Genomic DNA, 15,707 nt, shown 5'->3' on the forward strand with positions numbered 1-15,707 from the left:
CCAGCACCTGCCGGTAGTGCTCCAGATAGGCGGCGCTCACCGCGGGGGCGGCGTAGTGCCGACTGAAGGCGGCGTGCACGGCGCGGCGATCGAGGCTGTCGAGCCGGGGCACCGCCGCCGCCATGCCGGCCACGTCGGCCACCACGAAGCCGCTCACGCCATCGCTCACCACCTCAGGCACGGCGCCGCGATCGAAGCCGATCACGGGGGTGCCGCAGGCCATCGCCTCGATCATCACCAGCCCGAAGGGTTCCTCCCACTCGATCGGGAAGAGCAGCGCCCGGGCGCTAGCCAGCAGCCGCTGCTTGCCGGCGTCATCGAGGGGGCCGAGGAAGCTGAGCAGGGGATGACCGCGCCAGGGATCGATGCGTTCGGCCTCATAGCGGCGCGAGTCGGCATCGAAGCTGCCGCCGGCGATCACCAGCGGCACTCCGGCCGCCAGGGCAGCGTCGATGGCGTGGTGCAGGCCCTTGCAGGGATCGAAGCGGCCCAGGAAGGCCAGCGGGCGCGGATCGGGCCGTGGCGCCTCGAAACAGGGGCTGTAGAGATCGGCGGGCAGGGCGTTGGGCACCACCGTGACCCTGGCGCGGGTGGGGGGGAAGGCGGCCGCCATCCAGGCGGAGGGCACGGTGTAGGACACGCGGCCGCCAAAGAGCCGATCCAGCCTGGCGATGGTGGCGGCGGCCAGGGGCAGGCGTAGGTCTGCACCAGCCGGGGGCCGGGCGAGGCCAGCCAGGGCAGCAGGGCCGTGCTGCGCCCGAAACTGTGCACCACATCCAGCCGGCCGGCGCGGGGCAGGAGGCTGAGCAGGCGGGCCAGCTGCCGCTTGCCCGGCCAGATCCCGGCGGGGCCGTAGGGCAGGGTGCGCACGCCGGGCAGGCCCGAGCCGGCGGCGCCGAACAGGGTCACGCGATGGCCGAGCCGCACCAGTTCGGCGGCATGGATTGCCACCACCCTCTCCACGCCGCCGTAGGTGAGAGGAGGGGTGGGCTGGCTGAGGGGTGCGATCAGGGCGATGTGCAGGCTCACCCCGCCCCCTCGTTGCGCAGCAGGGGCCCGAGCCTGGCCATGGCGGCGGCCCAGGTGAACTCAGCCTCGCGCTCGACGAGGTGCTGGCGCCAGCTCAGGTAGGCGGGGTAGGGATCGAGACGGTCGGCGATCCAGGCGGCCACCTCGGCAGGCTCGGGGTGGGGGTGGAAGAGCATGCCGCAGCCCGCATCCGGAACGGTGGAAGCGATGCCGCCCACCTGATGGGAGAGTACGGGAACCCCGAGGCGCAGGCACTCCAGGTTGGAGCGGGGGGCAGCCTCGGCCTCGGAGAACAGCAGGCCGAAGTGCCAGCTGCGCACCTCCCTCACGAACCGGCCGGTGTCGGTGAGCTTGTTGATGAAGCCCAGAGGTTCCAGGGCCGCGTGGGCGGGGAGATCCTGCGGGGCCGGCCCGATGGCGCGCACCACGGCGGGGATGCCGCGCTCAGCCAGGGCCTCGGCCAGCCGCAGCAGGAAGGGGCCGCCCTTGCGCCGCCACTCCTTGCCCACGAAGCCGAGCCGCAGCGGCTCGCCGGGGCTGGGCGGCGGGGGCAGGGGGTCTGGCGGCAGGGCGGCGAGGGCGGCCTCATCGAGGTTGCCGCCGCCCGGCACCACGTGCACCCTGGCCGGGTCGATGCCGTAGTCGTGAATCACCGATTCGGCCGCCCAGGCGCACATGCAGATCACCACACCGGCCGCCTCGTAGGCGCGGCGCTCCCGCTCCAGGGCCCGGCGCTGCAGGGCGGGCGCGATGCGGCGGCCCATGCCGTAGGCCTCGAACACCTGCCGGGTGGTGGCATCGATGTAGAAATCGATGTGCCAGTGGCGCGGCCAGGGGTGGCGCGGCAGCAGGGGGTACTGGCTGAGCAGGGCCAGGGGCTCGCTTCCCAGGTCTGCCTGGGCGATCAGACGGCGCGCGAAGCCGGTGCTGTACTGGTAGCCGCCTGGCCGGCCTGTGCCGAGCAGCTGGCGCAGGTTCCAGAGCCGGCGGCGCCAGCGCAGGGCCTCGGGCCGCAGGGCGAGACCCCCCCTGCAGCACGCCCGCCGCCAGGCCGGCCTGGAGGGTGAAGTAGGGGATGTTGCTCCAGGTGGCCAGGTCGGTGGCGTCGCCGTTGCACACCAGCAGGCGGGGAGTGGTCATCGGTTCAGCAGCGCGAACCAGCGCTCGGCGGCGGCGCGGCTGTCGTAGCGCGGCGCGGTGCGCTGAGCTGCCGCGGCCAGCTGCCGGCGGCGCCCCGGATCGTCGATCAACTCCTCCAGGACGCGGCACCAGGCCGCCACATCACCCGCTGGCAGCAGCAGCCCCGCCTCGCCGTGGCGAAGCACTTCGCGGCAGGCGGGCACGTCGCTGGCCACGATCGGCAGCCCGGCCGCCATGGCCTCGATCAGGGCGATGCCGAAGCCCTCGGCGGCGGTGGTGGAGAAGGCGAACAGATCGGCCCGGCCAAGCAGTTCGGGGATGTCGTGGCGGCGGCCCAGCAGCACGGCGGACGGATCGAGGCCGAGCCGGCGGCAGAGCTGCTCCAGCTGCGACCGCTGCGGCCCGTCGCCCACCAGCTGCAGGCTCCAGCCGGGCCGCTGCAGGCAGGCGAAGGCCCGCAGCAGGGTGGCGGGATCCTTGATCGGATCGAGCCGGGCCACCATCAGCAGGCGCCGGTCGTCGCTCGGCGGCCGGCGGAGTCGCTCGGCCCCGGCCCGTTCGGCGATGGCGGCGGTGTCGCAGCCGTTGGGGATCAGGGTGGCGGTGTCCAGCCGGCCGCGGGGGCCGAAGGAGGCCACCACTGCCTGGCTGCAGGGCACCGGCTGCACGCCCAGCAGCCGGAACAGCCGCAGCAGCCGCAGCCAGGTGCGCCGGCGGACGGGATCGGCCGGGGCGGTGTTGCCGAGATGCACGGCCAGGCGGCGCACGCCGGCCAGCCGGGCGCCGGCGGCCACCAGCAGCGAGGGGCGCTGGAAGGCGTAGAGCAGCAGCGCGTCGGGCCGCAGCCGGCGGCAGAGCCGGAAGCTGCGCCAGAGCAGACGCGGGCCGTCGGCGGGGTCGGTCTCTTGGAGCGTGAGCCGGCCCTCCTGCACCAGCTGATCGAAGGAGGGGCGCAGCTCCTGCTGGCGCCGGTCGGTGCTGAGCAGCACCTGCTCCACCGCTGCCGGGGGGTGGCGGATCAGGCTGAGTGCCAGCTGTTCGATACCTCCGGCCCGCAGTCCCGGCAGCACGTGCAGCACCCGCATCAGCCCCTGATCAGTCCGGCGTGGAGAGCCCGCAGCTGCTGGATCGCGTCGGCCCAGCGAAAGCTCCGGGCCCGGCGCAGGCCGCGGGTGCGCAGATCATCCGCCAGCCCGGCCTCTCGCTCCAGCCGGCCGAGCAGGTGGTGCAGCTGGGCGGCGGCCTCCTCCGGATCGTGCACGTCGAAGAAGAGGGCGGCGTCGTGGGCCACCTCCAGGAAGGCCGGGATGCGGGAGGCGAGCACGGGAACGCCCCGCGCCATGGCCTCCACCAGGGGCCGCCCGAAACCCTCGTGCAGGGAGGGGAAGAGCAGAGCCACGGCGCCGCCGAGCAGCCGGGCCAGGTCGGCATCCGACAGGTAGCGAGGTAGCGGATGCGGCGGCCGTCGATGCCGAAGCGCTCGAGGGGTTGATCGGGCGGCGGCCCGGCGATCAGGCAGGGCGGCAGGGCCTCGGCACCGGGCCTGGCATAGACGCGGGCGATCAGCGGCAGGTTCTTGCGCGGCTGGAAGGTGCCCACGTAGAGCACGTAGCGCGGCGGCAGATCGGCCGGCAGCGTGGAGGGCAGTCCGGGCGCCAGGGCCGGCTCGAGCTCGACCCCCTGGTGGATCACCGTGATGCGGGAGGGGGCCACGCCGCCGGCGATCAGCTCGTCGGCGGTGCAGCGGCTCACCGCCAGCAGGTGGGTGGCGGTGGCGATGCAGCGTTCGGCCGAACGCTGCATCGCGCGGTTGAAAACGGCCGCGTAGTCGGGTCCGAAGTGGCGCCAGGCCACGTCGTGGATGGAGACCAGCCAGGGCCGGCGGGTGCGCAGGGCCTGGGGATCGAGGCTGTGGATCAGCTCGCTCTCCTGAAGGCCGGGCACGATCCGCTCCAGCGGCAGCCCCTGGTTGAGGGCGCACTGCAGCTTGCCCGGCAGGGGGCTGCGCCGGAAGGCGCAGGCGGCGGGCAGGCCTTGAGGACGGCGCGAACGGTTGAAGGGGGTGACCAGGGCCAGCCGATCAGGAGCACAGTCCTGTTCGGCGGACCCGGCGGACCCGGCGGACTCGGCGGATCGCAGATCGGCGCTGTAGGCATCGATCAGCTCGCGCTGATAGCGGGCGATGCCGGTGCCGCCGAGGCAGTAGCTCGAGGCGAAGGCCACGTTCATGGCCGCCCGGGCGCCAGCAGGCGCGGGCGCGGCCGAGCTTGAGGGCCAGCTCGGCGTGGCGGGCTACCAGATCACGGCTGAGCCGGCGCCGCAGCAGGGCGGCGAGGCTGGCGGGCCCGAGGGCGGTGCGCAGGGTGAGCAGGCTCACATAGAGGAGGTAGAGCAGCGGGGGGGGATCGTCACTGCGGCCCAGCAGCCGGGCCATGGTGCAGGCCGAGAGCCCTTCGGCGAAGAGGCGCCGCATCAGCCAGCGGTAGGTGAGCCGCTCGGCGTCCACCAGGTGATCCACCGGAATGCTGGGCTCATAGGCGCAGGCGTAGCCCCGCTGGCGCAGCAGCTGCCAGAGGTACACCTCCTCGTTGGAGAGCAGGCTGGCGCCGCGGCGGCCGAGGGCGGGGCAGAAGCCGCCGATGGCGCGCAGCGCGTCGACGCGGAAGATCACGTTGGCCCCGGCGAAGAGCGATTCGCTGCTGGAGCGGCGCGGCTGGTCGCCCAGGTCGATGATCGTGAGGTAGGGGTAGGTCCAGGGCGGGATCCAGGCGGGGATCGGCCGGCTGAGGATGGGGATGATCGGGCCGCCCACCACGGCCACCGCTGGGTCTGCCTTTTCCAAGTAGGCGAGGGCGGCCTCCACCCAGCCGGGGGAGGCGATGGCGTCGTCGTCGAGGAAGGCGAGAAAGGGTGTGGCGGTGGCGGCGAGGGCGGCGTTGCGGGCGTGGGAGAGCCCCTGGCGGGTTTCGTGGATCACCCGGAGATTGGGCAGGGGCTGGCGTTGGCGCTCGAGCACCTGCGCCGTGCCGTCGCTGCAGTTGTTGTCCACCACCAGCAGCGCGAAGGCATCGGCCGCGGCGCTCTGAGCGGCCAGCGACTCCAGGCAGCGCTCGAGCAGGGCGGCGCGGTTGTAGGTGCAGATGGCAACGGAGAGCAGCATCAGGGGCAGGGCTCAGCGGCTGGAGGGCCGCAGTCCCACCAGCCGGTTGCGAAGGCGCCAGGCGTTGAGCAGCAGGCGTTCACGGCTGGAGAGCTGGCGGCGGTGGCGCTGGATCACGGCCAGCTTGCGCTGCTGGAGGGTGCCGTCCTCGATCGTGGTGAGGGTCTTGGAACCCGCCACCATGCGGAACTCGCCGATCACGGCATCGAGGTGCACGGGGCGGAGGTGGCGGGCGGCGCGGATCAGGAAATCGATGTCGTGGGAGTAGTGATCCTGCTCGTCGTACCAGCCGATGCACTCATGCAGGCTGCGAGGATAGAAATAGGAGAGGGGATTGATCGGCATCTCCCCCAGCAGCAGGCGATAGAGCGAGAANGGCTGGTGGCGTGTGGTGTGGATCATCTCCCCGGCGGCGTTGCGGATGGCGAGGTTGCCGATCAGGATGCGATCGGAGCGGTGGCGCAGCGACGCCAGCGCCGCCAGGGCGGCCTGCAGCCCCCGGGGATCGAACACATCGTCGGCATTGAGCAGGCACACGAAGCTGCCGCGGCTGAGCCGCACGCCCTTGTTGATCGCCTCGGGCTGGCCGGAATCAGGCTCGCTGAGCACGCGCAGATGGGGATGGCGGCGTGCCTGCTCGGCCAGCAGCTCGGCGCTGCCATCGCTGGAGGCTCCATCGATGATCAGGTGCTCGATCGTGAGGGCTGGATCCGAACCTAAAGCGGGCAGCGCCGAATCGATGCAGGCCTGCAGATGGGCCCGGCCGTTGAACACGGGCGTCACGATCGAGAGCAGCGGCGGGGCGGCGGACGGCTCAGCCTTGGCGTTCATGGGATCAGGTCCACCGGCCCGAGCGCGGCTCGCACCAGTCGTTTGATCGGCATCGGTGTGGTGCTGGGGCTGTTGCCCGTGAGTCTTTCACNGGGGGCCGGCTCGCCGAGGATNNGGGGGCATGCTGCCGTGCCCGTCGCCGATGCCGGCCACGATCTACCTGCACTGGGCCGCCACCCCCTACAGCTGGGTGCGCTCGGGGTTGTATCACACGATCATCAGCGGAGACGGCACGCTGCACCGCCTGCACGCCTACAGCGTGGACCTGCCGGCCCACACCTGGCGGCGCAACAGCAATGCCGTTGCCCTCTGCTGCGCCTGCATGGGCGGCCGCCCCGACCCCTGGAGCATCCCGCCCACCGAGCCCCAGCTCGACGCCCTGTGCCGCGAGGCGGCCGAGATCGCCCGCGGCTGGGGCTGGCACGAGGCCGACATCACGATCGAGCGGGTGATGACCCACGCCGAGGCGGCCTCCAACCGTGACGGCCGCTGGCTCCACGACAACTACGGGCCGGTGATCTGGGGCGGCAGCGGCGAGCGCTGGGATTTCCTGCAGCTCAGCAAGGGCGGCCCGCCCACCGGCGGCGACGAACTGCGGGAGCGCATCCGGCGGTTGATGGCCGGGCCGGGCGACCACCCTGAGTCAGCCCCCGCCCGGCTGGAGTTTCGCCGCGCCAGCGCCATGAGTGCCCGCGGCCGTGAGCTGACCGTGGAGATCGATGAGCACGGCAGCTCCTGGGCACTGGCCGCCGATCTGCTCGGCCTCTACGAGATTCCCTACGCCTGGGAGGCGAGCCGCCGCCGGATCCTGATCGGCAGCCTCGATGTGGTGCCCAGCTTCCGGGCCGACCAGGTGCAGCCCTCAGTNGGCTGGCCGCTGTTCGAGATCACCCTGCAGAGCGGTAACGCGCCAGTGATCCTGCGCGGCATCCTGCGGGAGAACCGCGGCTGGTGCCGGGTGCTGGAGTTCGCCGAGGAGTTCGGGATCAGTGTCAGCTACGAGCCGTTCACGCTGCTGGAGCGGCGCGGCGGCTGAGCGGGGCCTGGTCAGCTGTTGAGCCGCCTGTGATGCCACAGCCGCCGCAGCCGCGCCTTGAGGCGGGGCAGAGGTTTCAGCTTCTGGGTGCGGCGCAGACGGGCCCCGCCGAACCAGTGCTCGAACGTGTAGCGATCGGCCTCAGCATGCCGCAGGAGAAAGCGGGGATGGCGCAGGGGGAGGATCTCCCCGGTTCCCATCACATTCAGGGGTTCATCGGAGGCGGTGTTGGTGGCATCGGGTCCATAGCCCACGTTCACCACAAGATTCACGTTGGGCAGCACGGTGAGGCCGCTGTTCACGAAGCAGGTGAAGGCCCACTGGTAGTCCCACGACCAGTTCGGGGCGGCGTCTTGCTGCACGAGAAAATCCCAGATTCCTGACCAGTGCTCCCGCTCGATCGCTTCCTCGAAGATCGAGGCCAGCAGACCGGACTCCCGCAGTGCTGGCCAGCCGTTGAGATCTGGATCGTTGTGCAGCCAGCAACGCTTCCAGGTTGCCCATCCCCAGGAGTGGTGATAGCGGCTGAAGTAGTAGCTTCCATCGCCCCTCCACACCCCATCCTGGTAATTGGTTCCGCTGATTGTCCACACACGGTCATCATGGCGGAAGTGTTCCAGCAGCTGTCCGCAGAATGGGAAGAAATCGGGGTGGGGGATGCAGTCGTCCTCCAGGATGATCCCTGCTTCCACGTGCTGGAAGAACCAATCGATGGCCCGGCACACGCCTACACGGCAGCCCAGGTTGGTCTCGGAATACAGGTGCTCGATCCTGCAGGGCCAGTTGATCTCGTCTTCAACCACTGCTCTGGTGGCTGCCACCATGCCGGCCTCATCCGGACGCTCGGGATTGGGGCCATCGCAGGCGATGAACAGGCGCGTTGGTGCCAGCGGTCGGATGGCGTCGATCAGCTGGCGCAGGGTGTNGGGGCGGCGCCAGATGATCAGCAGGAGGGGGGTGTCGGTGGAGTTCACAACGGTGTGCAGGGGTTGGCCGCCTCCTTCAATGGTGCAGAACTCCGGGAGAAGGGTGATCTCGAGGCTGGGCCCCAGATCGCCAGGCTTGCTGGCCAGGTGGATTCCATGGCTATTTTCGCGGGAGCTCGGGGGCCCGGAGCAAGTTGGCGCAGCCTGTTCGATCGTCTGCCGCCGCCGCACGTGGGAAAAACCTGCATGGCGCGAGACCAGGCAGTCAGCAGATGGGGGCCTCCAGGGCCTGCTGGTACGTTTCCACGTAGGNCTTGGCAATGCGTTCAGGGTGCCACAGCCGAACCGCCCGCGCTCGGGCCGCTTGCGCCAGCCCGGCCCGGCGCTGTGGATCCTCGAGGATCCAGCTGATGGCTGCCGCGAGCGAGGCCGGCTCGAAGGGCTGAGCCAGCGCACCGGTGACGCGATCCTCCACGATGTCGGGCAGCCCCCCGGTGTTGAAGGCCGCCACGGGCACACCGCAGGCGTGCGCTTCAATCCCGGTGTTGGGCAGGTTGTCGAGGCGTGAGGGGATCACCATCACATCGGCTGCCGAATAGAGGAGCCGCAGCGTGAAGGCATCATGGAGGGCCCCCATGTAGCGGCAGGGGAAGGGCTGACTGGGGGGATCGGCNGGGCGGCGCTGCCCGAAGATCACCAGTTCAAGAGGCCGTTCAGCAAGGTGCGTGGTGAAGCTGTTCAGGTGATTGAGGGCGTCGAGCAGCAGATCAGCTCCCTTGCGGGGATCGGTGGCTCCGAAGGTGGCCCCGAAGAGGATCAGCGCTGAATCAATGGGAAGGTCGAGGGCCTGGCGGGCCAGGGTTTGATCGATCGGCCGCCAGAGCTTGGTGTCAATAGGGTTGGGGATCACCCTGATCGGCCAGTGGCCCATCAGGGCACTGCGGCGGGCGCAGTCGGCCATCCAGTGGCTCGGGCACACGATCTGCATCGGCCGGCACCAGTGGCGGTGTTTGCGCCGCCAGGTGAAGCCATTGAGATCCGGGCCTGATTCCCAGGGGGGGCGATTATCGGTGTGATACCCCTCGATGGAACGAGTGTCATTGAGGGGCGGCAGGGGCTGGTAATGCTCGGCGCCGCAGAAGGCCCACTGGTCGTGCAGCGTCCAGATGATCGGTTGCGGCAGGGCAGCGATCTCCTCGATCGACAGGGCTCCGTCGATCCAGTGGAGGTGCACCAGATCAGCCCCTGAGCTGGAGAGTTCATTGCCGAGGCCTGAGTCAGGCCAGCCGGGGTGGTGAAAGGCGGGGTTGGCGCTGCTGAAGCCGCGGAATCGCCGATTGGCCCGATAGGAACGAAGAGCGGCGCGCAACGGGTGAAGGCCGCCGGCAGGGCCCCCGTGCACGCTTGGGTCGTCGGAGAGCTTGCGGACCACCCTCATCGTGGATTCAACGCCACAGTTCAAGGGCAGCTGTCTGAGGGCCTGATGAATCCGGTAACTCGCCAGGGCGGCTCCGCCGCCGATGTCGGTGAGACTGACCTGTACCGCTTGCATGGAGCGATAGTAGATGTGAGTTGCCTTTCAGCGCAGAACCTGCCATCCACCATAAGTTCCAGTGGTTCACAGGGTCATGGGCCCAATGCCTATCCTGTTGCTGGGTCGAAATTTTTGGCAGTTGGGCCAGTGTTTCGAGCCTTTGTGATCGACCTCAGCAAGCGGCAGTTCATGTTTGCGATATCGGGTGTCGATCTGGCTGAAGATCATTTCAGGGTCACTGAGTGATCAGTGTTGATCTGTTCAGGGAGGCCTCATGTTGCTTCTGTGCCAGATTAATCGTTGAGATGATGTTGTGGGATCAGCGAAAGAATCTGTTCGGATGCTGCTTTCACTGGATCTGCGGGCAAGAAAGTGCGAACGCGCTGAGCAGCGCAGCGACCCATCACCTCAAGATGCTGGCGCTGGTTCCAGAGGCGCTCCAGGGCCTGGCTAACATGCATCACGGTGGGAGCTTCGGCAACGAAACCATCCACTCCATCGCGAATGAGCAGTGCGCAGTCGGCCACATCGGTTACGACAGCTGGTCTTCCCAGCCACATGGCTTCTGCTAGAGCGAGGGGAAGCCCCTCATAGCGGCTCGTAATCACCAGAGCATGGTTGGATTGCCACACCTGCTCAAGCGATGAATAGGATCCCAAAATGCTGATCCGAGCTCCGATACCGAGCATATCTGCAATGGCCTTCAACCCTTCAACGCCATGGCCCGAACCATACAAGCTCAGATGCCACAAGCGATCGCGCCACTGAGGCATCGCCAGAGCCTGGAGCAATAGATCCTGACCCTTGGCAATGGGCTCCATGCGACCGACGTAGGCAAGTCGTAGCTTGAATGCCACATCATTACTCAAGATAGGCCAGGTTATTGGTTTTAGGCCAAGTGCGCCATGGGGATTGCGCACGATTCGGGCCTCTGGGATACGACGACCAAGCTGAATCTCCAATAAGTCCCGATTGCGTTCACCCACGAAGCAGAAGGCACCACTGGCTGCATCAATGGCCGCATTCATCTCATCTCGCTGTCTGTCAGAAGGCCACCAGCTTTCTGAGTTGGCTTGGATGATATAGGCATAAGGGATTTGGAGCTTCGCTGCCAACTTTATCCCTGCGAGTCCACCAAAGCCGTCGGCTGAGAACACCAGCAGATCAGGATTCAGCCAAGCAACCCACTTCTCCAATGGGTGAACTACGCTGGGGACTCTCCTTAGTCTCAATAGGTAATCAGTAGCTCGCTGGATTCGACTTGGGGCTGCTGGATAGCAGCGCAGTGTGACACCATGATTTTCTAAATTGCGAATCGGTGTCGGCATTGGTTGCCAAGCCTGGATGCCAACAGCCACTTGATGGTGTTGGCGGCTCCAGATTTTTGCCAATTCACTCCAGAGAATTTCCGAGCCTCCCCAGGGGCCTGCTGAATTTAAGGGAAGGATGATGATCTTCACAGATAAGCTGATGTGTTAGCCGTACCCAATCATACTTCTTCGACAGAACTGGCTTGGTCAAGCAACCTTTTCAGTGGCATTACACCAAGCTGGAGCTAGATTAACCATTTCCTCTAGCCTTATTGAAGGCTGACTAACTCTTGAAAGTGAGCGTGTTGGCGACATAGGAAAACATCGATAGTGATTTACCCTTTAGTGCTCTGCACGAGGCCCGGATGAGTCCCAAAAGGTGATTTCTCCTTGCCTTGTTGGCAATGGTGTCTTGTTCAAACCACATGTCTTTGATGAGTGAGGCTGTCGAGTCGTAAATTGCTTCTCGGTAGTTGCAATATGTAACTTCCTCGTATGTGGACTCTGCAAAAAGAGTGCTTTTATGAGGAAAGTAGTTGTGTCTTACCCATTCATCTGACTCTTTATAGTAATTTCTGTAGTCTGCAATCTCTCTAGGGCTCGGGGTGAAGGGGGGTAGGTTTGCGTAGTGCTTAGCCAATTTCTCTAGTAGGATTTCTCTAGTGGAATTGACTCGACCATCTTTCAGCCAAGAGTGTTCTTTGTTTAGGCGGAGCAGGATCTCTTGGCACGGTCTGGATAGCTTTTCGTTGCAGCGCGTCGGCATTTGATAGTTGTCAGTCAATTCAATTCCAACGGCACTGCAGAAATCAGATACCACATCGGCATTTACTAATTCTTGTTTTGAGAACAGCCTTGGTATGACCTTGTTGCCATAATCCTTTGACCAGCGCTGCAGGAGTAACTGGTGATTGCATAGTTGTTGGAGTTCCGGGTGGCCTGGGCTTGGCAGGCTGTTTGATGAATGACCATTCCTGATCCAGGTGGACCAGCACGATATTGCTGCTTCAAGCGGCTCTCGTAGATAAATGACGATGTGCTGATCGGATGTCCTAGTATCAAGTATCTCCCTTAGTCGTTGGACATCACTGTTCGATGTAAGGCGCGAAGAAAGATGCTCTGAGCTAATAATTACGGTGTGGCATTTTGTCTTTTTGAGTTCATCGGCAAATCTGGCTAACGCTTTTCTCAGGATCCGCCGACGTTTTGCTGGATTCCTAAGGCCATAGACCGTAATCAGACCATCGGTATTCTTGCATTCAGTAATCAAAATAGGCAGAAGTGCATTTGCCATTCCGCCTAGCGACTTGGGAATCAGAAATCCTTCATTGTACAACATATCTCTGTTTGTAGCCAAGAAGGCCTGAATTGATGTTGTTCCTGNTTTTTTCTGTCCCAATATGCAAGATGAGCTTGGGCGGCATGTTCGTGATTTCGAGTCAGTTGCTTTTCAAGCGCCGCTTTGATCGGGTTCCTGTGAAGGCCGCCGCTGGTGGTTGGACTGCCAATTCTCAACTGTATCAGGTTTCTAGTGGCATAGGCCTATTGAAATTCGATCAGGGCATTTCTTTGGTTATGTGATTCGTCCCTACTATGTCAACAAAAGGTCTTCGGCAAGCATAGTAAAAGTGTCGTGTATGGTCTTCGGCCCCCGCTCTCGGGAATGTTGATGACTCTCCACTCCGACTACTTTCGCTCACAGTTGGCTGTATTGAGCAAGAGCAAGGCTACGCTATAGCAAGGCCTTCAAGGCTGATGTGATAAGGCGGATGAGCCCGCCGCGGCGGGAGAGCTTGGCCAAGATCGGAGCAGCAGGGCTGTGCGTTCACGTAGCTATTCTTGCCAACTGGAGGAACACCTGGCGGTTGCAGGGAGAGGTGCTGCCTGAGTCGGAGAAGGAGCCTGAGGCATGGAACGCTGTCAACAAATTCACGATGGTGATTAAGAGCGCGGTCCTCAATGCGAGTGAGCTCACTGCCTATTGCCGGGAGCGATTCTAGGCCGTGCATCGGAGGGCGTGACGAAGCGCATGCTCGAGACGTGCGAGGTCCACTTCGTACGGCGTCGCATGGTTCGATGGGTCGAATCCCAGAGTTGGTACGTAGAGGTAGTGCTGGTCGCGAAGCGCCGCGATCGAGGCCTGAGTGTTGTTGAGGAAGTTGATGACCACCGCCGCCGCGCCGGCCGGAGCGAAGAGGAGATTCTTCATTGCCGAACCATGTTCGCCTACCACGACGCGCGCTCTCGAGAACATCGCGATCTGCTCTCGCCAGGACATCGTCTCGGGTGCAACCGTTTCAAACCGAGACTTCGCGCCAATTCCTCAGCGCACATGTGGTTTGTGGCCTGTCGGACGATGCGACTCTTCGTGGTGGACGCGAATGCCGAACGCGTGACGTAAAGAAGGCGTTCAGGAGTACGGTCTAAGGCGTTCGGAATCACGCGATCGACGACTTCTGTGTATATGTCACTAGTCGCGGGATGGAACAGGTAATCTCGGTGCCCGAGCGTCGGCAAAATTGCCGATCGGCAGACAACGACCTCTCTCCGTGGATCGTAGGGCACGACCCGTTCGGATTCGAGTTCAAAACATTCAGACAAGATGTCACGCGCAAACGATTCGAGATCGGCAGGAATCACGACACGAAGATTCGACGCGCCCATCAGCGGTGTGCGACGCAGTAGCGCGAGGCGCGGCACCACATCGAGCCACCAGTGGCCGTAGCTGTTGTAGTCGCGGCTGATCGGAAGGTAGGCAGGCCCCTCAACTTCCACCCGTATGCATCGTTCTATGTCGGGGAGGCAGTCTGGATTCTCCTCCACCATCTGTCGCCAGTAGGAGGGTCGGATCGTCAGTGAGTCGCACAACGACCCGTCCCGCAAGCAGTATCCCTCGGAGCCAAACACCACGCGGTTCAGTCGAAAGAACCCGATGGCGTGGATCCGGCGTGGCGACGCGACGTCCGGAGGGGGGCTGAGTCACTCGGGGGAAGCGTGAGGCGGGTATCGGCCCGCAACGGAACGGACTCAGCGCCGGCGAGAAGAGGTATGAACGCGTCGTCGCCCTCAACTTCGCTCGATTCCGTCGACGGGAGCTCGTCGAGATTGAAGCGCGAGACGCTCTTCACAGAGCTGTCCCGCTTCCGGCCCCAGGGAGGCGTGAGCGACGATGGCAACCTTAGCCGCATCGATTAGAGGAACCGAACAAAGAGTGAGAGGAGAGACCGGAACTCGTTCGTGAAGACCCCCGGGATGCTCTTGAGAGCCGTGATCTCCGCCAGGGTAAGCCAGATAGACAATGGGTCTTCGTTAGTCATCGCGTCCTCTGGAGCGATGACGACTCGGTAGCGGTTGATGTCCCGGAAGAATCTGCCCCCTTCCTTAGGCATCATACAGTCGAACACGACCGTGGCTTGCTCTAGGAGGCTGCTGAAATAGCAGCCAATCCGAGTCTCGCCACTTCGACTTGTTCTGACCGGCCCGTCGGCTGCGCCAATCGGCAGCGTTGTCCTGCAAAGCGGGCGGGGTCTCCGGACCTCTGCACGGGGGTCCGGGCGCCTGATCTGCCCTTCTCGCCTTGCTTTGCCCGTTTCATGCCAGCGCCCCCCTCGGGCTGAGCAGGTTGGCCAGACGGATCAGGTTGTAGGCCACCACATGCAACCGGAACACCGCTCCGACCCGGGATCGACCTCGGGCCTTGAGCTGCCGCAGCCCCGCGGCCTGTTTGATCCAGCCAAACACCTGCTCGATCCGCTTCCTTGCGTTGATCGACTTGCCGTAGCCCTGATGCCGAACGGTTCGCCCGTCGATGGCGGAGCGGCGACGCGCCTGAATGTTCTGCGCCACATGCGGCGTGATGCCGGCAAAGCGGACGTCGGCGACAAAATCCCTGGTGTCGTAGCCCTTGTCGGCTCCCAGTGTCTTTTGGTGAGCGCCGGGGAGCGAACTCGCCATCCGCACCGCTGCCGAACGCTCGCCGTAGCCATCGGCTGGGGTCACCTCGCTGGCCACCACCAGGCCATGGCGGTTCTCCATGAGGCAATGGCCCAGGTAGCTGAGGAACGCCCCAGTGCCATTGGACTTGCGGAACAGCCGGGCTTCGCCGTCACTGCGGGAGCGGTGGGTCTGGTTGGAGAGCAGCAGACCGCGGAAATCTCCTTGGCCCGCTTCTTCCCCTTGGCGGAGCCTGAGCCAAACCCATTGCCGCCACTGGGCGGTGGCGGATCGTCATCGCCTCCGTCGATCCGCTCCAGCGAGCTGTGCGAGGCCCAGGCCCGCAGCAGGGTGCCATCCACCGAGAAGTGCTCGGAGCTCAGCAGCGGCTTGACCTCCGGCGAGGCCAGCAGCAGCTCCAGGAACATCGCCATCAGCTCCTCGTTGAGCAGCCGGTCGCGGTTCTTGGTGAATGTGGTGGGATGCCAGACGGGATCGTCCGGGTTGAGGCCGACAAACCAGCGAAACAGCAGGTTGTAGTCCAGTTGCTCGATCAGCATCCGCTCCGAGCGGATGCCGTAGATCGCCTGCAGCAACAGGGCCAGCAGCAGCTGCTCCGGCGGGATCGAGGGGCGCCCACCCTCGGGGTAGAGCCTGCAGAAGGTGGGGTTGAGGCGATCCAGGGCTTGATCGGCCAGCCGCCGCACCTGCCGCAGGGGATGGGCCTTGGGGATCCGGCTCTTCTGTGGAGACGTAGGAGAACAGAGGACCGGTGCGTTCCTGCTGGCCGCGCATCCGCTCAGTGCCG

The 15,707-nt window shown here is 65.0% G+C and carries 14 protein-coding genes and 2 pseudogenes; 3 read left to right on the forward strand and 13 right to left on the reverse strand.

The annotated features are described in order from the left end of the window. The 8 genes and pseudogenes from SYNGFB01_RS14175 to SYNGFB01_RS06220 form a co-directional block, all read right to left on the reverse strand. The coding region (locus tag SYNGFB01_RS14175; RefSeq protein ID WP_235299964.1) for a glycosyltransferase at positions 1-502 on the reverse strand (502 nt) is incomplete at its 3' end. Further along, positions 418-1,029, reverse strand: a complete 612-nt coding sequence (locus SYNGFB01_RS15320) for a glycosyltransferase (RefSeq protein ID WP_072061574.1) — start codon at positions 1,027-1,029, stop codon at positions 418-420. The genes SYNGFB01_RS14175 and SYNGFB01_RS15320, both read right to left, overlap by 85 nt. Continuing rightward, on the reverse strand, positions 1,026-1,811 hold the full coding sequence (locus SYNGFB01_RS06205) for a glycosyltransferase (RefSeq protein WP_053068365.1): 786 nt from the start codon (positions 1,809-1,811) through the stop codon (positions 1,026-1,028). The genes SYNGFB01_RS15320 and SYNGFB01_RS06205 overlap by 4 nt, the downstream gene beginning before the upstream one ends. Before the next feature lie 354 nt (positions 1,812-2,165). Then, the gene (locus tag SYNGFB01_RS06210; RefSeq protein WP_082325904.1) at positions 2,166-3,254 is read right to left on the reverse strand and encodes a glycosyltransferase; all 1,089 of its coding nucleotides are present in this window, start codon (positions 3,252-3,254) and stop codon (positions 2,166-2,168) included. Further along, positions 3,254-3,568 (reverse strand): glycosyltransferase, encoded by a 315-nt coding sequence (locus tag SYNGFB01_RS16300; protein WP_369795498.1) that lies wholly within the window; start codon positions 3,566-3,568, stop codon positions 3,254-3,256. The genes SYNGFB01_RS06210 and SYNGFB01_RS16300 overlap by 1 nt, the downstream gene beginning before the upstream one ends. Before the next feature lie 278 nt (positions 3,569-3,846). Next, a pseudogene (locus SYNGFB01_RS16305) lies at positions 3,847-4,113 on the reverse strand (glycosyltransferase); the annotation flags it as partial. A gap of 136 nt (positions 4,114-4,249) precedes the next feature. Then, the gene (locus tag SYNGFB01_RS13150; RefSeq protein WP_072061575.1) at positions 4,250-5,329 is read right to left on the reverse strand and encodes a glycosyltransferase; all 1,080 of its coding nucleotides are present in this window, start codon (positions 5,327-5,329) and stop codon (positions 4,250-4,252) included. 12 nt (positions 5,330-5,341) lie between these two features. Continuing rightward, positions 5,342-6,160, reverse strand: coding sequence for a glycosyltransferase (locus SYNGFB01_RS06220; RefSeq protein WP_048017368.1), 819 nt, complete (start codon positions 6,158-6,160; stop codon positions 5,342-5,344). Between the two features lie 142 nt (positions 6,161-6,302). On the opposite strand from SYNGFB01_RS06220, the gene SYNGFB01_RS06225 reads away from it, so the two are divergent. Continuing rightward, positions 6,303-7,196: an N-acetylmuramoyl-L-alanine amidase gene (locus SYNGFB01_RS06225; RefSeq protein WP_048017369.1), complete on the forward strand. Its 894-nt coding sequence runs from the start codon at positions 6,303-6,305 to the stop codon at positions 7,194-7,196. A gap of 1,191 nt (positions 7,197-8,387) precedes the next feature. Here the strand turns inward: SYNGFB01_RS06225 and SYNGFB01_RS06235 are convergent. Next, positions 8,388-9,560, reverse strand: a complete 1,173-nt coding sequence (locus tag SYNGFB01_RS06235) for a glycosyltransferase (RefSeq protein WP_235299959.1) — start codon at positions 9,558-9,560, stop codon at positions 8,388-8,390. Between the two features lie 45 nt (positions 9,561-9,605). Here SYNGFB01_RS06235 and SYNGFB01_RS14870 point away from each other — a divergent pair, with 45 nt between their 5' ends. Continuing rightward, positions 9,606-9,902, forward strand: coding sequence for a hypothetical protein (locus SYNGFB01_RS14870; RefSeq protein ID WP_200900070.1), 297 nt, complete (start codon positions 9,606-9,608; stop codon positions 9,900-9,902). A 47-nt stretch (positions 9,903-9,949) separates the two neighbouring features. Here SYNGFB01_RS14870 and SYNGFB01_RS13725 read toward each other — a convergent pair whose 3' ends face one another. After that, a complete protein-coding gene (locus tag SYNGFB01_RS13725) occupies positions 9,950-11,116 on the reverse strand; it encodes a glycosyltransferase family 4 protein (RefSeq protein ID WP_152669558.1) in 1,167 nt (388 codons plus the stop codon). A gap of 1,272 nt (positions 11,117-12,388) precedes the next feature. Between SYNGFB01_RS13725 and SYNGFB01_RS14550 the strand changes: the two genes are divergently transcribed. Further along, positions 12,389-12,547: a hypothetical protein gene (locus tag SYNGFB01_RS14550; RefSeq protein ID WP_235299960.1), complete on the forward strand. Its 159-nt coding sequence runs from the start codon at positions 12,389-12,391 to the stop codon at positions 12,545-12,547. Positions 12,548-12,962: 415 nt separating this feature from the next. Here the strand turns inward: SYNGFB01_RS14550 and SYNGFB01_RS06250 are convergent, their stop codons facing one another. The 3 genes and pseudogenes from SYNGFB01_RS06250 to SYNGFB01_RS06260 form a co-directional block, all read right to left on the reverse strand. Continuing rightward, positions 12,963-13,286: a glycosyltransferase 61 family protein gene (locus SYNGFB01_RS06250; protein WP_255347533.1), complete on the reverse strand. Its 324-nt coding sequence runs from the start codon at positions 13,284-13,286 to the stop codon at positions 12,963-12,965. An 871-nt stretch (positions 13,287-14,157) separates the two neighbouring features. Beyond that, the gene (locus SYNGFB01_RS16310; protein ID WP_369795499.1) at positions 14,158-14,529 is read right to left on the reverse strand and encodes an NDP-hexose 2,3-dehydratase family protein; all 372 of its coding nucleotides are present in this window, start codon (positions 14,527-14,529) and stop codon (positions 14,158-14,160) included. Positions 14,530-14,557: 28 nt separating this feature from the next. Beyond that, positions 14,558-15,694: pseudogene (locus SYNGFB01_RS06260) on the reverse strand (IS5 family transposase). Between the last annotated feature and the right edge of the window lie 13 nt (positions 15,695-15,707).

The sequence above is a fragment of the Synechococcus sp. GFB01 genome, from assembly GCF_001039265.1.
In the GTDB taxonomy this organism is placed as follows: Bacteria; Cyanobacteriota; Cyanobacteriia; order PCC-6307; family Cyanobiaceae; genus NIES-981.